We start from the raw sequence: 14672 nt of genomic DNA, 5'->3' as shown, positions 1-14672 counted from the left end.
CGGGCCGGTCACCCGCCCCCTTCGCACACCCGGCGGGCGAGGTCGACCATGGTGCGCACATGCAGTCCGGTCTGCGCGGCCACGGGCACCCACTGGAGGTCGTACGACTTGTCGAGCTCCTGGCACCACTCGCGCACCAGGTCGCCGAGGGCGTCGGCGGTCTCGGGGGCCGTGCGGGCGAGGGAGCGGCGCATCATGGCCGCCGCGCGCAGCGGGAGGCGGCGGGCGGCGATGCCAAGGGTCGCGAAGTGGCCCCGGGAGCCGCTGAGTTCCTCCGTGGCCCAGGTCTCGACGACCGAGGGCGCCACGCCGATGAGTTCGAGGGCCGCGTCACGCAGGGGCGCCAGGTCGTCGGGGACGGCCGTGTCCCGCCCGTCGAGTACGGCCGTGAGCTCGCGGGTGCGGCCGAGCAGCACCTCACCCAGCCGTACGAGCTCCCGCTCCGGGGCGTCGGCCGGGCGCGGGTCGCTCACGGCGGGGACGCTCCAGGCGGGCGCCTCGACGAGGGCGGTCAGGGTGCCGTACCGCCGCGGGTACAGCCATGTGCTCTCGGCGACGAAGCCGCTCGGGTCACGTTCGCTTCCGGTGCGGTCACCCGGCAGCACCAGGACTCCCGGCGGCTCCGGGTGCCAGTCGGGGCCGTCGCAGGGGTGGTCGTCGAGGGGGATACGGAGCCGCGCCGCCGTCTCCCGGAAGGCGCGCGCGGCGCCGGAGACCTGGCGCGTCTGCATGGTGAAGGCGCCGCCGAACTCGATGCCGTGCAAGGTGAACTGAGCCACGGGACGCAGTTCGTCGAGCAGCCGCACGAGGGCCGCCGACTCGGGCAGGGGCTGCCGGTCCTCGCCGTGCGCGGGCAGCGACTCCGGCTGACGGGCGAACACGGGCCGGTAGAAGTGCCGGTGGCACTCCTCCAGGGACGGCGTCGGCTCCTGAGGGATCCAGCCGTGCGCGAGCTGCGCCCCGTCCGGGTCGAGGGTGAGCAGGAAGTGCCAGGTGCAGCCGAGCCGTTCGAGCTCCTCCGGCCGGCGTGCGAGCACCCGCGCGAGACGGAGCGCCGAGGCCCCGCCCACCGGTTCGTTGGCGTGCGCCCCGGCCACGGTGAGGATCTGCCGCTCCCCGTGCCCGGCGGACAGCAGCCACAGCGGGCGCCCGGCGCGGCTCTCGCCCACGGCACTCAGGCGCACCACCCCGGGCGCCCCGGCGGCCAGCGCGCGGGCCTGCCGTTCCAGGTCGGCAACAGCCGGATACAACGATGTCCGCACGCCGGCTCTCCGATCAGGCGCCCTGGGAGTTGCTGTCCCCGGTGGTCTCCTTCTTGTCCAACGGACGGATCACGATCTTCGTAGTCACGTCAACTCCTTTGGTCAGCAGGGTTGTTGAGCGTTACACCGCACTCGGGGCACGGCCTTGTCAACCCTCGACTCGACGGTCCAGAGTGTCAAGGACGTAAACGGACAAGTGGTCGAGGCGAAGGGACACGTGTGACGGTCGTGGTGGAAGCGTTGAGCCGGCCCCGGATCAAGCCCGAGCACCGGCCGTACCGCACCGTCGACGGCAACGTCCGCGTCGGCAGCGTCGTCCACGGCATAGGCGCGGAGATCGCGGACCCGCAGGGCTGGGTCTGGACCCTGGTCCGGGCGATGGACGGGACGCGAGGTCTGTCCGAGGTGGTGGACCGGGTGCTCGGCGTACATCCCGGACCGAGCGGCGGCGAGCGTCCCGAGGCGGGCAACGGTGAGCAGTCCGGGCTGACGGCCGAGGACGTGCGGCAGGCTGTGGCCGATCTGTTCGCCGCCGGGTTCGTCGAGGACGCGGGCGCGTCCGTGCCCCTGCCCGAGCGGGAGCGCGAGCGCTACAGCCGGGGCGTACCGCTGCTGCGCTGGATGGATCTCGGGCCGCGGGCGAGCCCGTGGGAGGCACAACTCCGGCTGCGCGAGGCCCGCGTCCTGCTCGTGGGCGTCGGTGGCACCGGCGGATACGCGGCCCAGAGCCTGGTTGCCTCCGGCGTCGGCCATGTGCACTGCGTGGACCCCGACGTCGTGGAGCTCTCCAACCTCAACCGCCAGCCCCTGTTCCGTGAACCGGACATCGGCCGCCCCAAGGTGGACGCGGCAGTGGAGGCATTGCGGGCGCTGAACTCCGACGTACAGGTCACCGGGGAGAGGAGGGAGGTGTGCGGGTCGGCGGACCTGGCGGAGTTGCTCGGGAGAGGAGTGAGCACTGAAGACGGCCAAGGGCGCCAACGGGAGTCGCGTCCGTACGACCTCCTCGTCCTCGCCGCCGACCGTCCCGCCGAGATCCGTCGCTCAGCCAACCGTGTGTGCCTGGCCGCGGGGCTCCCGTGGGTGGACGCCGGCTACCGCGGCCCCCTGGTGACGACCGGTGTGTACGTCCCCGGACGGGGCGCCTGCTGGGAGTGCCTTCGGGCCGGGGAGGCCGAGCGGCGCGAGCTGCGGCTGGCGCCCGGCCAGGACGAGGAGGTGGCCTCGCCCCGAATGCCGTGGAACCCGGCGACCGCGGTCACCGCCGGCCTCTCCGGAACCCTGCTCGCCCACGCGGCCCTGTCCCTGCTCAGTGGTGTGCCCGCACTGGAGCCCGGCTTCCGGTTCGGCGTGAACCTGATGATGCCGGGCGACCCGATCGTGCAGCGTTTTCCGCGGCGACTGGACTGCCCCGCGTGCGGCGAGGCACCGTGAGGGGGCGGTGGCGGGACAGGGGGCGGCCGTGACCGCAGGGGCCGCCGGCCGCGTACGCCTGCACGAGCTCGACTCCCGCCCCGACGGGGAGGAGTGGATCGTCGGGCGGATGGCCACCGGCCGGTTCGTCGCGCTGCCCGGCATCGGCAAGCGCGCCCTCGACCTGCTCGGGCAGGGACTCACCACCGACGAGGTCACCGAGCGGCTGCGGGCCGAGACGGGCGACGACATCGACGTACGGGAGTTCGTCGAGGCACTCGTCGACCTGGGGTTCGTGGCGGAGGTGGACGGCCGGGAGGTTGCGTCGCCCGCTGTGCCGAGGCCCAGCCTCGCCCGGATCCGTCCCCGCCACGTCCGCTGGACGCTCAGCCCCGCTGTGCCCGTCCTGCTCGGCGTCCTCTTCGCGACGACCCTGCTCGCCCGCCCGGACGTGTCCCTGAACTACCGCACGCTGCTGTGGAGTTCGCACGGGAGTGCCGTCATCGCGTTCGGGGCCGCCGCGGGCTGGTCGCTGCTCCTGCTGCACGAGTGCGCGCACCTGCTGACGGCCCGTGCGACCGGCGTCCCCGGACGGATACGGCTGGGCACCCGGCTGCAGTTCCTGGTCATGCAGACCGACATCAGCGGGATCGAACTCGCGCCCCGCCGCCACCGCCTGACCGCCTACCTTGCCGGGATCGCCACCAACCTGGCCGTCGCCGCGCTCGCGGCCCTGGCCGCGGGCGCCGTGGACGGCACGGCCCAGCGCGTCCTCGCCGCCCTCACCCTACTGGCCCTGCTCCCGCTCCCCTTCCAGCTGATGGTCTTCATGCGCACCGACCTGTACTTCGTCCTGCAGGATCTGACCCGCTGCCGGGATCTGTACGGGGACGGGGTGGCGTACGCGAAGTACGCGGCCCGCCGGGTGTTCCGCACCCGTACGAAGGGCGAGGACCCCAGCCGTGCGCTGCCCGCCCATGAACGGCGGGCCGTCCGCGTGTACAGCGTGGTGCTCGTCGTCGGCACCACGTTGTGCCTGGCGTTCCTGGCGACGGTGACCCTGCCTGCGGACGTGACGCTGTTCGCCCGTGCGGTGGCGGCCGGTCTGGGCCCCGGCCACTCCGTGTGGGAACGCCTGGACGCGGTGGCCGTCGTCGTCACACTCGGCGGGGTCCATGTGCTGTGGGCGCGCACATGGTGGCGCAACCGCGCCCGGCACCGCGTCCCCTAGGGCTCCTGGCGTTTTCGGCCTGTCGGACCTGTGCGGGCCGCGTCCCGCACAGGTCCGACAGGCCGAGAGTGGGTGGCAGAGCGCTCAGCGTCCGAGTGTGGCGGTCAGGGCCGTCTCCACGGCCGTGGCGTCCGCGTTGTCCGCCGCCCAGGCCACGTAGCCGTCGGGGCGGACCAGGACGGTCGTACGCCGGTCGCCTGCCCAGCTCTCCACGTTCAGGCGGTTCGCGCGGTCTCCGGACTCCTCGTAGGACCCGGCGGGGGTGATGAGGACGAAGCGGCCGCCGCGGAGGGCCTCGTAGAGGCGGCCGCTCTTGAGGGCGACGTCCGGGATGCGGGTGCCGGTCAGGCTGTGGGAGCCGCGGGGAGCCGTGTACTTGTAGCCGAGGCCGGAGATCTGGGCCAGGGCCTTGCGCTGGGCGGGGCGGGCCAGGTTGACGAAGGCCGAGACGAGGGTGCGTGCGGCGCGCAGTACGGGACTCTGTGCGCGGGCCAGCCGGACCAGCCCGCCGCTGCTGCGCAGCACCGCCTTGCCGACCGGGTGGCGCTCGGCCTCGTACGTGTCCAGGAGGCTCTCCGGCGCCCAGCCCTGGACGGCCGCGACGAGCTTCCAGCCGAGGTTGGCCGCGTCCTGCAGTCCGGTGTTCATGCCCTGACCGCCGGCCGGGGAGTGGATGTGCGCGGCGTCGCCGGCGAGGAAGACCCGGCCGACCCGGTACTTCGGCGCCTGGCGCTCGTCGCTGTGGAAGCGGGACAGCCAGCGGGCGTCGTGCATGCCGTAGTCGGTGCCCAGGGCGCGGCGGGTGATCTCCTTGACCTCGTCGAGGTCGAGCGGGGCGTCGTCGGACACCTCGTGGCGACGGTTCCAGCCCATGACGCGGTACCAGCCGTCGCCGAAGGAGGCGATCATCGCGAAGGCGTCGCCCTCGCCGTTGACGGTGAGCACGCCCTCGGGCTGCTGCGCGAGCCGGACGTCCGCCAGGATCAGAGACCTGATGACGGAGACGCCGGGGAACGGCAGGCCGATCGCCTCCCGTACGGCGCTGCGGTGACCGTCCGCGCCGACGACGTACGCCGCGCGGTGGGTCACGACCGTCCCGTCCGAACCGCGTACGTCGAGGTCGACGCCGGTGTCGTCCTGTCGCAGCCCCACGACCTCGCTCTCGTGGGCGAATTCGACCCCGAGCTCGCGCGCCCGCCGCTCCAGCAGCCGCTCGACCTCGTACTGCGGGGTGATGAGCAGGAACGGGAAGCGGGACGGCAGCGTGCCCAGGTCGAGGGCCAGGCGGCGGAAGAGACGCAGTTCGGTGATGGTGGCGCCGGTGTCGATCAGCGGGTCGGCGAGGCCGCGGGCATCGAGCTGCTCCAGGGTGCGGGCGTGCACGCCGAAGGCGCGGGAGAGGTTGCTGATCTTGTGGGGGCGCCTTTCGAGGAGGGTGACGGGAACGCCGCCGGCGGCGAGATCACCGGCCAGGAGCAGGCCGGTGGGGCCGGCGCCGACGACGATGACGGAGCGGGGGGTGCTGGTTCCGAGATTGCCGTTCATCTTGACCTCCGGAATGCCAACGCTCGTTGGTCAACGTTTGTTGGTCAACACTTGTTGGCAACCGTAGGGCGCTACACCTAGCAGTGTCAACACTTGTTGGCCTACGAATGTTGGCCTACGCTTGTTGGCATGAACGACAGCGACTCCAAGCCCGCCTCCCGCCGCTCCGACGCAACCCGCACCGCCATCCTCGACGCCGCCCGCGAGCGCTTCGCCGCCGACGGATACGAGCGGGCCACCATCCGGGCCATCGCCAGGGACGCGAACATCGACCCGTCGATGGTGATGCGCTACTACGGCAACAAGGAAGGCCTCTTCGCTGCGGCCGTCGCCATCGATCTCCAGATGCCCGACCTCGGCGCGTTCCCCCGCCACGACGTCGGCCGCGCTCTCGTGACGCACTTCCTCGACATGTGGGAGGAGAACGAGGTGCTGACGGCCCTGCTCCGGGTCGGGGTGACCAACCAGGCCGGGGCCGAGCGGATGCAGGGCATCTTCCGGGACCAGTTGCTGCCGACCGCGCGCCATGTCTGCCCCGACCCGGAACAAGTACCGACCCGGGCCGCACTCTGCGCGACGCAGGTGCTCGGGCTGGCGCTCACCCGCTACGTCCTGCGGCTTCCGCCGGTCGTGGCGCTGGTCCGCGAGGAGATCGTGGCCTGGCTGGCGCCGACGCTCCAGCGCTACCTCACCGCACCGAGCCCGTGAGCCCCTGAGTCACGTCCACGGAAACATGCCGAGGGCGCCGTTCCCGTCGGCGTACAGCGCTGTGCGCGTGCGTACGACGACGGGGACGGCGCCCTCGGGAGGTGCGCGGCGGGCTCGTGCGGAGCCCTGCGTCAGGCCTTCGAGCCGGCCTTGGTCGTGATGTTGGTGCTGGTCGTGTCCTTCTGCTTGTGCGACTTGTCCAGGACCATCACCAGCCCGGCGATGACCGCGAACAGCGCGAGCGGGGCAATGACGAACAGCCCCAGCGTCTCGATGACGCTCAGGCCCGTGCCGGGGTCGTCACCGTCGTCCGGGGTGAGCGCGAGCGCGGGGGACGTCATGAGCAGCATCATCAGCGTCGTACCGGCAGCCAGGGCGCCGGCGCGCAGGGCGTTCTTCTTGTCCACGGTGCCAACGTATCCAACGCCGGTTTGATACGCGCGTCCGGGGTGCCCTATGAGACCGGCGCCGGCTGATCAACACCGCCCGGCGTTCCCCCGCAGCACCTCGACCAACGCATGCAGCCGCGCCGACCCCGCCAGCTCCTCCAACGTCACCGGCCTCCCCTCCGCGTCCGCCACGGGCAGCCGCCAGTTCGGGTACTCGTCCCACGTCCCGGGAAGGTTCTGCGGGCGCCGGTCACCGACCCCGTCCGGCAGCCATACGCCGATCATCCGGGCGGGGGTGCGCAGCAGGAAACGGTGGACGGCCTGGACCTCGGCCTCCTCCTCCGACGTACCGAGACCGCCACCCGTACCCTGCAGCAGGCCGAGCCGGGTGAGGAGGGCCAGCCATTCGCCGGTGTCGGCGGCGGCTTCGGCGCGCTCCACGTCGAGGGGGCGGGTGAGCAGGCCGAGACGATCGCGGAGTTCGACGTGTTCCCCGCTGAGACGGGCCGCGGTCGGCGGCAGGTCGTGCGTGGTCGCGGTGGCGAGGCAGTCGGCACGCCAGGACTCCGGCGGCAGGGGACGCCCGTCCCCGTCCCAGTCCCGCTCGAACCACAGCACCGAGGTGCCGAGCACGCCCCGCGAGCGCAGCGTCTGCCGCACACCCGGCTCCACCGTTCCGAGGTCCTCCCCGATCACCACCGCTCCGGCGCGGGAGGCCTCCAGCACCAGGATCGCAAGCATGGCCTCGGCGTCGTAACGGACGTACGTCCCCTCCGTCGGCGGCTGCCCCTGCGGCACCCACCACAGCCGGAACAGCCCCATGACGTGGTCGATCCGCAGCGCACCCGCGTACCGGAACAACGCCCGCAGCAGACGGCGGTACGGCGTGTACCCCGACTCGGCCAGCCGGTCCGGTCGCCAGGGTGGCAGCCCCCAGTCCTGGCCCCGGGCGTTGAAGGCGTCCGGCGGCGCCCCCACCGACATCCCGGCCGCGAAGTACTCCTGCTGCGCCCAGGCGTCCGCGCCCCCGGGATGCACCCCGACCGCGAGGTCGTGCACGATCCCGACGGGCATCCCCGCCTCCCGCGCGACCCGCTGGGCGGCAGTCAGCTGGGCGTCGGTGAGCCACGCGAGACGGCAGTGGAAATCGACCCGGTCCATCAACTCCCCCCGCGCACGGGCGGTTTCGGACGACCGTGGATCCCGCAGCCCCTCCGGCCATCGCTGCCAGTCCGGGCCGTGCACCTCGGCCAGGGCGCACCAGGTGGCGTGGTCCTCCAGTGCCTGGCCCTGCTCGGCGAGGTAGTCGCAGTAGGCGGCGTGCCTGCCGGGGCCGAGGGGCACCTCGTGGAGGAGCTCCAGCGCCTCCCGCTTCGCCTCCCACACCGCGTCCCGGTCGATCAACGCCCCCTTCTCCAGCACCGCTTCACGCAGCCGCCCGGCCCGCTCCAGCAGCGCCCGCACGCGCTCGCGGTCCTCGACGTACGCGAACTCGGGGACGCCCTCGACCCGCAGGTGCACGGGGTCGGGAAAGCGGCGGAGAGGGCGGTAGGGAGGGGTCGGCCGGGGGTCCGGGTACGGCCGCGTGCAGCGGGTTGACCTGCACGAATCCGGCGCCGAGCGCCCGGCCGGCCCAGGCGGCGAGTTCGGCGAGGTCACCGAGGTCGCCCATGCCCCAGGAACGGCGGGAGAGGAGGGAGTAGAGCTGAACCAGGAGGCCGTACGAGCGTCCGGAGGGTGCGGGCAGACAGGCCGGGGCGACGACCAGGTGGCTGTGCGCCGTACGACCGTCGGGAGCCGTGGCGGTCAACCGGTGGACCCCGGGCGGGAGTCGGTCGGCGGCGGCGCGGGTCTCGCCCTGTTCGGTCTCGATGTGCAGCCGGGTGCCGGACGGCAGCGCGGCCAGCGCCTCGGGCGCGTCCCCGCTCCAGCACACCACCGTCGGCGGCAGCAGCCGCTCGCGCAGCTCCCGCTCACGCGCGGCGAGCGCGGCACCGACGGCCCCGGGCGTGCTCGCGTCGACGCCGAGGGCGGCCAGGGCGCGGGTGAGTGCGGTGGCGGAGGCCGTGACCGTACGGTCCGCGGACGGCTGGTAGGAGGTGGCGACGCCGTGCAACTCGGCGAGCCGGGACAGATCCTCGGCGGGGAGTTCGGCCGACCGCTGCGCTGTCATCTACGGCCTCGGGGAGCCCAGGTCCGGAATGTCCAGACCAAAGGCCGCTTCGCCGGCATCGAAGGCCGCCTCGCTCTTCAGGGGCGCCGCATCGGCGAGCGGCGGTTCGCTGGTGAGGGGCTGCTCGGCGTCCGGCAACGGCGGCTCGCTGGTGAGCGGGGTCTCGGCGCAGGCGCCTTCGGCGCTGAAGACACAGGCGTGCGCCTCGTATTCACCGGACGCCTCGGGTTTGGAGAGGGCCGAGAGCAGAAGGTGTGCCGATGCTGCGGCCACGGGGGCCTCCTTGTCGGTGCGCCGTCGAGTACGACGACTTACGGCTTGCGGCCTGCCCTGCGGTTCTCGCCGGCCAGGCCCTGGCGGGTTATCGCAGCCCTACCCGGCAGGCGCGACGCCAGACGTACAGAAAGGAACAACGTGCCTCTCGTCACATTCTGTTTCCGCCGAGAGGCCTTCTCATCGATCACTATTCACTCAGTACATGTACTCAGTGCATAATGATCCGCATGAGCACCCGCCACATCCTGTTGGGGCTGCTCGCCGCAGGGCCGAGCCACGGCTACGACCTCAAGCGACGCCACGACGAACGTTTCCCGCAGGCCCGTCCGCTGGCCTACGGGCAGGTCTACACGACCTTGCAGCGCCTGGTCCGCGACGGCCTGGCCGAGATCGAGGGCACCGACTCGGACGGCGGCCCGGAGCGGACGACGTACCGCTCGACGGAGGACGGAGCGCGTGAACTGGCCCAGTGGGCCGGGGAGATCGCGCCGCCCGCGCCGTTCGTGACGAACGAGATCTTCGCCAAGGTCGTCGTCTCGATCCTGTCCGGCGGTGACCCGGAGGCCTATCTGCGCGCCCAGCGCGCCGCCCACATGGAACGGATGCGGGAACTCACGGCGGTCAAGACCGCGCACGGCGCCGACCTCGCGACGGTGCTCTCGGCGGACTACGCCCTCAACCACCTCGACGCCGACCTCCGTTGGATGACGACCACGGCGGCCCGGCTCACCACCCTGACCGCGGAGGTCGACACAGCATGAGCAACAAGGGGGGAACCGCGGTGCCGCTGCTCGCGGCCCGCGACCTCGTCAAGGCGCACGGCAGAACGCAGGCCCTGCGCGGCGCCTCCGTCGAGCTGCACGCCGGGGAGATCCTCGCCGTCACCGGCGCGAGCGGCAGCGGAAAGTCCACGCTGCTGCACTGTCTGACCGGCATCGTCCGCCCGGACGCCGGCTCGGTGAGCTACGGCGGGGAGCGGCTCGACCAGTTGCCCGAGAAGCGGCTGAGCGAGCTGCGGCGCACGGAGTTCGGCGTGGTCTTCCAGTTCGGGCAGCTGATCCCCGAGCTGACGGCCCTGGACAATGTGGCGCTGCCGCTGTTGCTCGCGGGCGTCCGCCGCCAGGAGGCCCAGGCGACGGCCGGGGAGTGGCTGGAGCGGTTCGGGGTGCGCGGTCAGGAGGAGCTGCGGCCCGGCGAGATGAGCGGCGGCCAAGCCCAGCGAGTGGCGCTGGCCAGGGCCCTGATTACCGGCCCGAAGGTCGTCTTCGCCGACGAACCGACGGGGGCGCTGGACTCGCTGGCGAGCGAGCAGGTGATGACGGCCCTGGTGCACACGGCCCGCGAGTCGGGCACGGCGGTGCTGCTGATCACGCACGACGCGCAGGTGGCGGCGTACGCGGACCGCGAGGTGCGGCTGAGCGACGGCGCCCTGGCGCCGGTGGGGGTGACGGCGTGAGCAGCGCTGCGGGGATTTCCGTCGACGTACGGCTCGCCTGGCGGCTCACCCGGGGTTCCGACCGGCGTGAGTGGTGGCGGGTCGGGCTCACCGTGGCCGGCGCGGCGCTCGCGACCGGGTTCGCGCAGGCCGCCGTGGTGCTGGCCTCGCTGGACGGCCACTACGCGATCGGGGTGGCGCACGGTCTGCTGGACAACCCCGGGGAGCGCCACGGCGTGGTCTTCAGCCTGCTGCTTCTCCTCGTCCCCGTCCTCGGCTTCCTCGGCCAGACCGCGCGCATCGGCGCCGTGCACCGAGACCGGCGACTGGCCGGGCTGCGGCTGGCCGGGGCCACGCCGTGGCAGGTGCGCCGGATCGCCGCGCTGGAGACAGGACTGGCCTGCTTGCTGGGCTCGATGCTCGCCGCCGCGGTCGCGGTGCCGATCCTGCTGTCCTACTGGGCCGGCCCGTCCGCCCTCGCCTGGGCGGGGATGGTCGCGGTCGCTCTGGGGGTACCGATGCTGGGTACGGCGGTGGGCGCGCTGGCGCTGCGCCGGGTGGTGGCCTCGCCGCTCGGCTGGGTGCGCCGGGTACGACCCGCACAGCGCCCGGGGCGGGTGTTGCTGGTGGCGACGCTGCTGTTCACGGCGCTGGCGCTGGTCACCTTGCTGACGCCGTTCACCGCCAACCCACTCTTCGGGTTCGCGCTCGTCCCGCTGACCGTGTTCGCCCTGGTCCTGCTGGTCGGCTCCGCCGCGGTGTGGCTGTCGGGCTGGTCTTCGAGCCTGCTGGGACGCGTCCTCGCCGACCGGGCGCATAGCGCGGCGGGGCTGATCGCGGCGGAACGGCTGCGGGACGATCCGTGGTCGGCGGCCCGTACGCATGCGGCCGTGCTGCTGGTGACGGTCGTGGGCACCGGCTTCGTGGGGGTACGGCAGGTGATGCTGGCCGATCTGAGGGGGATGCGTAGTGTCGGCCAGCTCGGCATGGACATGGAGTTCTACACGACGGGCCTGGACCTGACGGCGGCGGCGATCACCGTCGGCCTCGTGATCGTGCTGTCCGCTCTCGCCGTCGGCACCGCCGAGTCCCTGGCCAGTCGCCGCCAGGGCCTGGCCGCACAGGCCGCTGCCGGGGTGCCGCGCGCGGTGCTGGGTCGGGCGCTGCTGCTGGAGAGCGCGCTGCCACTGGCGCCCGCGGTCCTCGTGGCGGGCACGGGCGGCATGGCAATCGGCGTCTGGTACGCGTCGATCACCACGGAGTACACGACGCATAACGTGCCGTATGCGGCGCTGCTGGTGCCGCTCGCGGTGTACATGTGCTGCCTGCTCGCGGCGGCCACTTCCCTGCCGTTGCTGCGGCGGTCGGTGCGGCCGGCGGAGCTGCGGTACGTGTGAGAGCAGCCGTCCGGCTGGGACCAGCCGTCCGGTCCCGGGGGCACTGGGGACCCCCGGGGCCGGCATCACGGCGCACGCACGCACACGTACGCCAGGTATGCGAAGGCCCGGATCGTCAGGCGGAAATGCCGTCGATCCGGGCCAAGGCGTCATCCGCGCCGTACGGCTGCAAGTACGGCAGCCAGCGCGGGTCCCTATGGCCGGTGCCGATGATGCGCCAGGCCAGACCGGTGGGCGGAGCGGGTTTGTGGCGCAGCCGCCAGCCGATCTCGAACAGGTGTCGGTCGGCCTTCACGTGGTTACAACGGCGACACGAGGCCACCACGTTGTCCCAGACGTGCTTGCCCCCGCGGCTGCGCGGAATGACATGGTCGACGCTGGTTGCGACGCCACCGCAGTACATGCACCGGCCCCCGTCGCGCGCGAACAGCGCCCGACGGGTCAACGGAACGGGTCCCCGATAGGGAACCCGGACGAATCGTTTGAGCCGGACCACGCTGGGTGCGGGGACTGTGACGGTTGCGCTGTGCATAAAGGCGCCGGACTCCTCGAGGCATACGGCCTTGTTCTCGAGGACGAGGACGAGCGCGCGGCGGAGCGGTACGACGCCGAGCGGCTCGTACGACGCATTGAGGACCAGGACGTGCGGCACGGATGCCTCCTTGTACGCCGGCGGCGCGTGGCTCGCGCCGGGACGATCTGCAGTCAGTCTCCCCTCATGCCTGGTGAAAGCGCCACCATGTCCCGGTAACGGGCTGGGAGTGTTTTCGACCACATCCGATTCCTCCCCCGGATCACGACCACTTCATTCCCCCTCCTGGTGTCACTGCTCGTCCCACCTGGTGTTCGTCTGGTCTGTTCATCCCCACGGGGACGCCGTCTCTCCCTCGAACATCGCAACGATCCCCACACGATGCCCCGATAGTGTGGTGAATCCGCCCGCCCGGTGACCTTTCCGTGACCTCGACCACGTTCACGGCCTTGAACTCTGACCGCCGTACCGGGGGCGGACCGTTGCACCTGGAGGTACCTGCTGTGTCGCCCTTCTCGGACCTGCTCGCCGCCGGTTCGTCGCCGTCGCCGTCCCCGTCGGAGACGGCCCCGTCCGTTCCCTCTCTCCAGGACGCCCAGGAGAGCGCCACGAACGCCGCCGGCTGGGTCGAGGAGAACTGGTCGACCTGGCTCGCGATCGGCCTCAGGGTGCTGCTGATCGCGGTGATCGCGACGGTGCTGCGGGTGGCGGTACGGCGGGCGATCACCAAGCTGATAGACCGCATGAACCGCACCGCGCAGGCGGTCGACGGTACGGCGATCGGCGGTCTGCTGGTGAACGTGGAGCGCCGCCGGCAGCGTTCCCAGGCGATCGGCTCGGTGCTGCGCTCGGTGGCGAGTTTCCTGATCCTCGGCACCGCGGGCCTGATGATCCTCGCCACCTTCGAGATCAACCTGGCGCCGCTGCTGGCGTCCGCGGGTGTCGCAGGCGTCGCGATCGGTTTCGGCGCGCGCAACCTCGTCACGGACTTCCTGTCCGGCGTGTTCATGATCCTGGAGGACCAGTACGGCGTCGGCGACTCCATCGACGTGGGCGTCGCCTCGGGCGAGGTCGTCGAGGTCGGCCTGCGCGTGACCAAGCTGCGCGGCGACAACGGGGAGATCTGGTACGTCCGCAACGGCGAGGTCAAGCGCGTCGGCAACCTCTCCCAGGGCTGGGCCACGGCCGGCGTCGACGTCACGGTCCGCCCCTCGGAGGACCTCGACCACGTCAAGGCCGTGCTCACCGAGGTCGGCGAGGCGATGAGCAAGGAGGACCCCTGGAACGAGATGCTGTGGGGCCCGGTCGAGATCCTGGGCCTGGACAGCGTCCTGCTCGACTCGATGGTCGTCCGCGTCTCCGCCAGGACCATGCCGGGCAAGTCCCTCACCGTCGAACGCGAGCTGCGCTGGCGTATCAAGCGCCGTTTCGACAGCGAGGGCATCCGCATCGTCGGCGGTCTGCCGTTGCAGCAGGAGACGGAAGCGGACAGCGACCCGACGGCGGGCATGGCGGCTCCGTCGGCCTACGCCAACACGACGTCCCCGCAGGCCCAGGCGGCCACGCCGCTGACGCCGCCGAGCGTGACGAAGTAACGGAACGGTTCAGCACACTCGTTCGAGTGAACGGTCGGGCATCCGGCGCTGGGTGGGCGTCGGATGCCCGACCGTTCTGTCGGGGCACCCAGCGCGGGCGTAGCCTGGCAACAGCGTGGCAAGGAGAACCGATGAGCGCCGAACCGATCATGGAGCCGGTGATGACGCAGGTGGACCCCATCGACCTGTTGATTGCGCTCGAAGAGGCATCGCCGATGCCGATTCGACCGGAGTATGTCGAGGGGACGGTCATCGTGCCGCCGCAAGCCAACGACAGCCACAACCATGGCGCTTACGAACTGAGCTACCAGCTCCGTGCGGCCGGATTCCGCCTCGTGGGCATGGGCAACGGATATCGCGCCGCCCACAAGGACGGCAGCACCATGGCCCTGCTCATCCCCGACTTCTACGTCCGCCGCCGCAGGGCGTCCGAACTCGACGAGTCGTACCGCAAGGCCCACAAGGGCTGGTACCCCGTCGACATGATCTCCCTGGTTGCCGAGGTCACGTCGTCCAATCACTGGGCGGACACCGGCCCCAAACTCCGCACCTACGCTGCCGCGGGCGTTCCCGTCTACGTACTGATCAACCGCAACACCAAGACGGCTCACTGCTACACCGACCCCATTCTCCCCGGCGACGACCCCGCCAAGGCCTACTACGACAACGAGTCCGATGTCGACCTCGGCGACCCGCTCCCCCTCCCCGCCCCGTAC

13 protein-coding genes and 1 pseudogene are annotated in these 14672 nt (G+C 71.9%); 8 read left to right on the top strand and 6 right to left on the bottom strand.

From position 1 onward, the window contains the following. Window positions 1-8: 8 nt before the first annotated feature. A complete protein-coding gene (locus StrepF001_RS35565; RefSeq protein WP_129802303.1) occupies window positions 9-1262 on the bottom strand; it encodes a M14 family zinc carboxypeptidase in 1254 nt (417 codons plus the stop codon). Between the two features lie 255 nt (window positions 1263-1517). Here StrepF001_RS35565 and StrepF001_RS35560 point away from each other — a divergent pair, with 255 nt between their 5' ends. Then, window positions 1518-2696, top strand: a complete 1179-nt coding sequence (locus StrepF001_RS35560) for a ThiF family adenylyltransferase (protein WP_129802371.1) — start codon at window positions 1518-1520, stop codon at window positions 2694-2696. 28 nt (window positions 2697-2724) lie between these two features. Next, a complete protein-coding gene (locus tag StrepF001_RS35555) occupies window positions 2725-3906 on the top strand; it encodes a PqqD family protein (RefSeq protein WP_206307038.1) in 1182 nt (393 codons plus the stop codon). Window positions 3907-3990: 84 nt separating this feature from the next. Here StrepF001_RS35555 and StrepF001_RS35550 read toward each other — a convergent pair whose 3' ends face one another. Next, window positions 3991-5451, bottom strand: a complete 1461-nt coding sequence (locus StrepF001_RS35550; protein ID WP_129802301.1) for an FAD-dependent monooxygenase — start codon at window positions 5449-5451, stop codon at window positions 3991-3993. A 129-nt stretch (window positions 5452-5580) separates the two neighbouring features. Here StrepF001_RS35550 and StrepF001_RS35545 point away from each other — a divergent pair, with 129 nt between their 5' ends. Next, complete coding sequence (locus tag StrepF001_RS35545) at window positions 5581-6159, top strand: TetR family transcriptional regulator (RefSeq protein ID WP_129802300.1); 579 nt, start codon at window positions 5581-5583, stop codon at window positions 6157-6159. A 131-nt stretch (window positions 6160-6290) separates the two neighbouring features. Here the strand turns inward: StrepF001_RS35545 and StrepF001_RS35540 are convergent, their stop codons facing one another. From StrepF001_RS35540 to StrepF001_RS35530, 3 genes and pseudogenes are all read right to left on the bottom strand, one after another. After that, complete coding sequence (locus tag StrepF001_RS35540; RefSeq protein WP_129802299.1) at window positions 6291-6566, bottom strand: hypothetical protein; 276 nt, start codon at window positions 6564-6566, stop codon at window positions 6291-6293. Window positions 6567-6635: 69 nt separating this feature from the next. Beyond that, window positions 6636-8721 (bottom strand): annotated as a pseudogene (gene malQ / locus StrepF001_RS35535) (4-alpha-glucanotransferase). Next, complete coding sequence (locus tag StrepF001_RS35530) at window positions 8722-8994, bottom strand: hypothetical protein (protein WP_129802298.1); 273 nt, start codon at window positions 8992-8994, stop codon at window positions 8722-8724. It abuts the pseudogene before it with no gap. Between the two features lie 230 nt (window positions 8995-9224). On the opposite strand from StrepF001_RS35530, the gene StrepF001_RS35525 reads away from it, so the two are divergent. Genes StrepF001_RS35525 through StrepF001_RS35515 form a run of 3 tightly spaced genes read left to right on the top strand, consistent with a single transcriptional unit; the run spans window position 9225 to window position 11829 of the window. Further along, a complete protein-coding gene (locus tag StrepF001_RS35525) occupies window positions 9225-9758 on the top strand; it encodes a PadR family transcriptional regulator (protein WP_129802297.1) in 534 nt (177 codons plus the stop codon). After that, on the top strand, window positions 9755-10453 hold the full coding sequence (locus tag StrepF001_RS35520; protein WP_129802296.1) for an ABC transporter ATP-binding protein: 699 nt from the start codon (window positions 9755-9757) through the stop codon (window positions 10451-10453). The genes StrepF001_RS35525 and StrepF001_RS35520 overlap by 4 nt, the downstream gene beginning before the upstream one ends. Continuing rightward, window positions 10450-11829, top strand: coding sequence for an FtsX-like permease family protein (locus StrepF001_RS35515; protein ID WP_240797819.1), 1380 nt, complete (start codon window positions 10450-10452; stop codon window positions 11827-11829). The genes StrepF001_RS35520 and StrepF001_RS35515 overlap by 4 nt, the downstream gene beginning before the upstream one ends. Before the next feature lie 115 nt (window positions 11830-11944). Here the strand turns inward: StrepF001_RS35515 and StrepF001_RS35510 are convergent, their stop codons facing one another. After that, a complete protein-coding gene (locus StrepF001_RS35510; RefSeq protein ID WP_086843133.1) occupies window positions 11945-12481 on the bottom strand; it encodes an HNH endonuclease in 537 nt (178 codons plus the stop codon). Between the two features lie 383 nt (window positions 12482-12864). Here StrepF001_RS35510 and StrepF001_RS35505 point away from each other — a divergent pair, with 383 nt between their 5' ends. Together StrepF001_RS35505 and StrepF001_RS35500 are read left to right on the top strand one after the other, a co-directional pair. Then, a complete protein-coding gene (locus tag StrepF001_RS35505) occupies window positions 12865-13956 on the top strand; it encodes a mechanosensitive ion channel family protein (protein WP_240797818.1) in 1092 nt (363 codons plus the stop codon). Between the two features lie 131 nt (window positions 13957-14087). Next, a partial coding sequence (locus StrepF001_RS35500; protein ID WP_129802294.1) for a Uma2 family endonuclease occupies window positions 14088-14672 on the top strand: 585 nt, incomplete at its 3' end.

The sequence above is a fragment of the Streptomyces sp. F001 genome (assembly GCF_004187715.1).
Taxonomy (GTDB): Bacteria; Actinomycetota; Actinomycetes; order Streptomycetales; family Streptomycetaceae; genus Streptomyces; species Streptomyces flavusporus.
The sequence above is the reverse complement of the archived record's forward strand: the minus strand, read 5'-3'. Positions and strand labels throughout refer to the sequence as shown.

Bases quoted from the DNA above. Each gene is read 5' to 3' on its own strand.
- StrepF001_RS35545 (WP_129802300.1), top strand. From the start codon at position 5,581: ATGAACGACAGCGACTCCAAGCCCGCCTCCCGCCGCTCCGACGCAACC.
- StrepF001_RS35520 (WP_129802296.1), top strand. From the start codon at position 9,755: ATGAGCAACAAGGGGGGAACCGCGGTGCCGCTGCTCGCGGCCCGCGAC.
- StrepF001_RS35525 (WP_129802297.1), top strand. From the start codon at position 9,225: ATGAGCACCCGCCACATCCTGTTGGGGCTGCTCGCCGCAGGGCCGAGC.
- StrepF001_RS35550 (WP_129802301.1), bottom strand. From the start codon at position 5,451: ATGAACGGCAATCTCGGAACCAGCACCCCCCGCTCCGTCATCGTCGTC.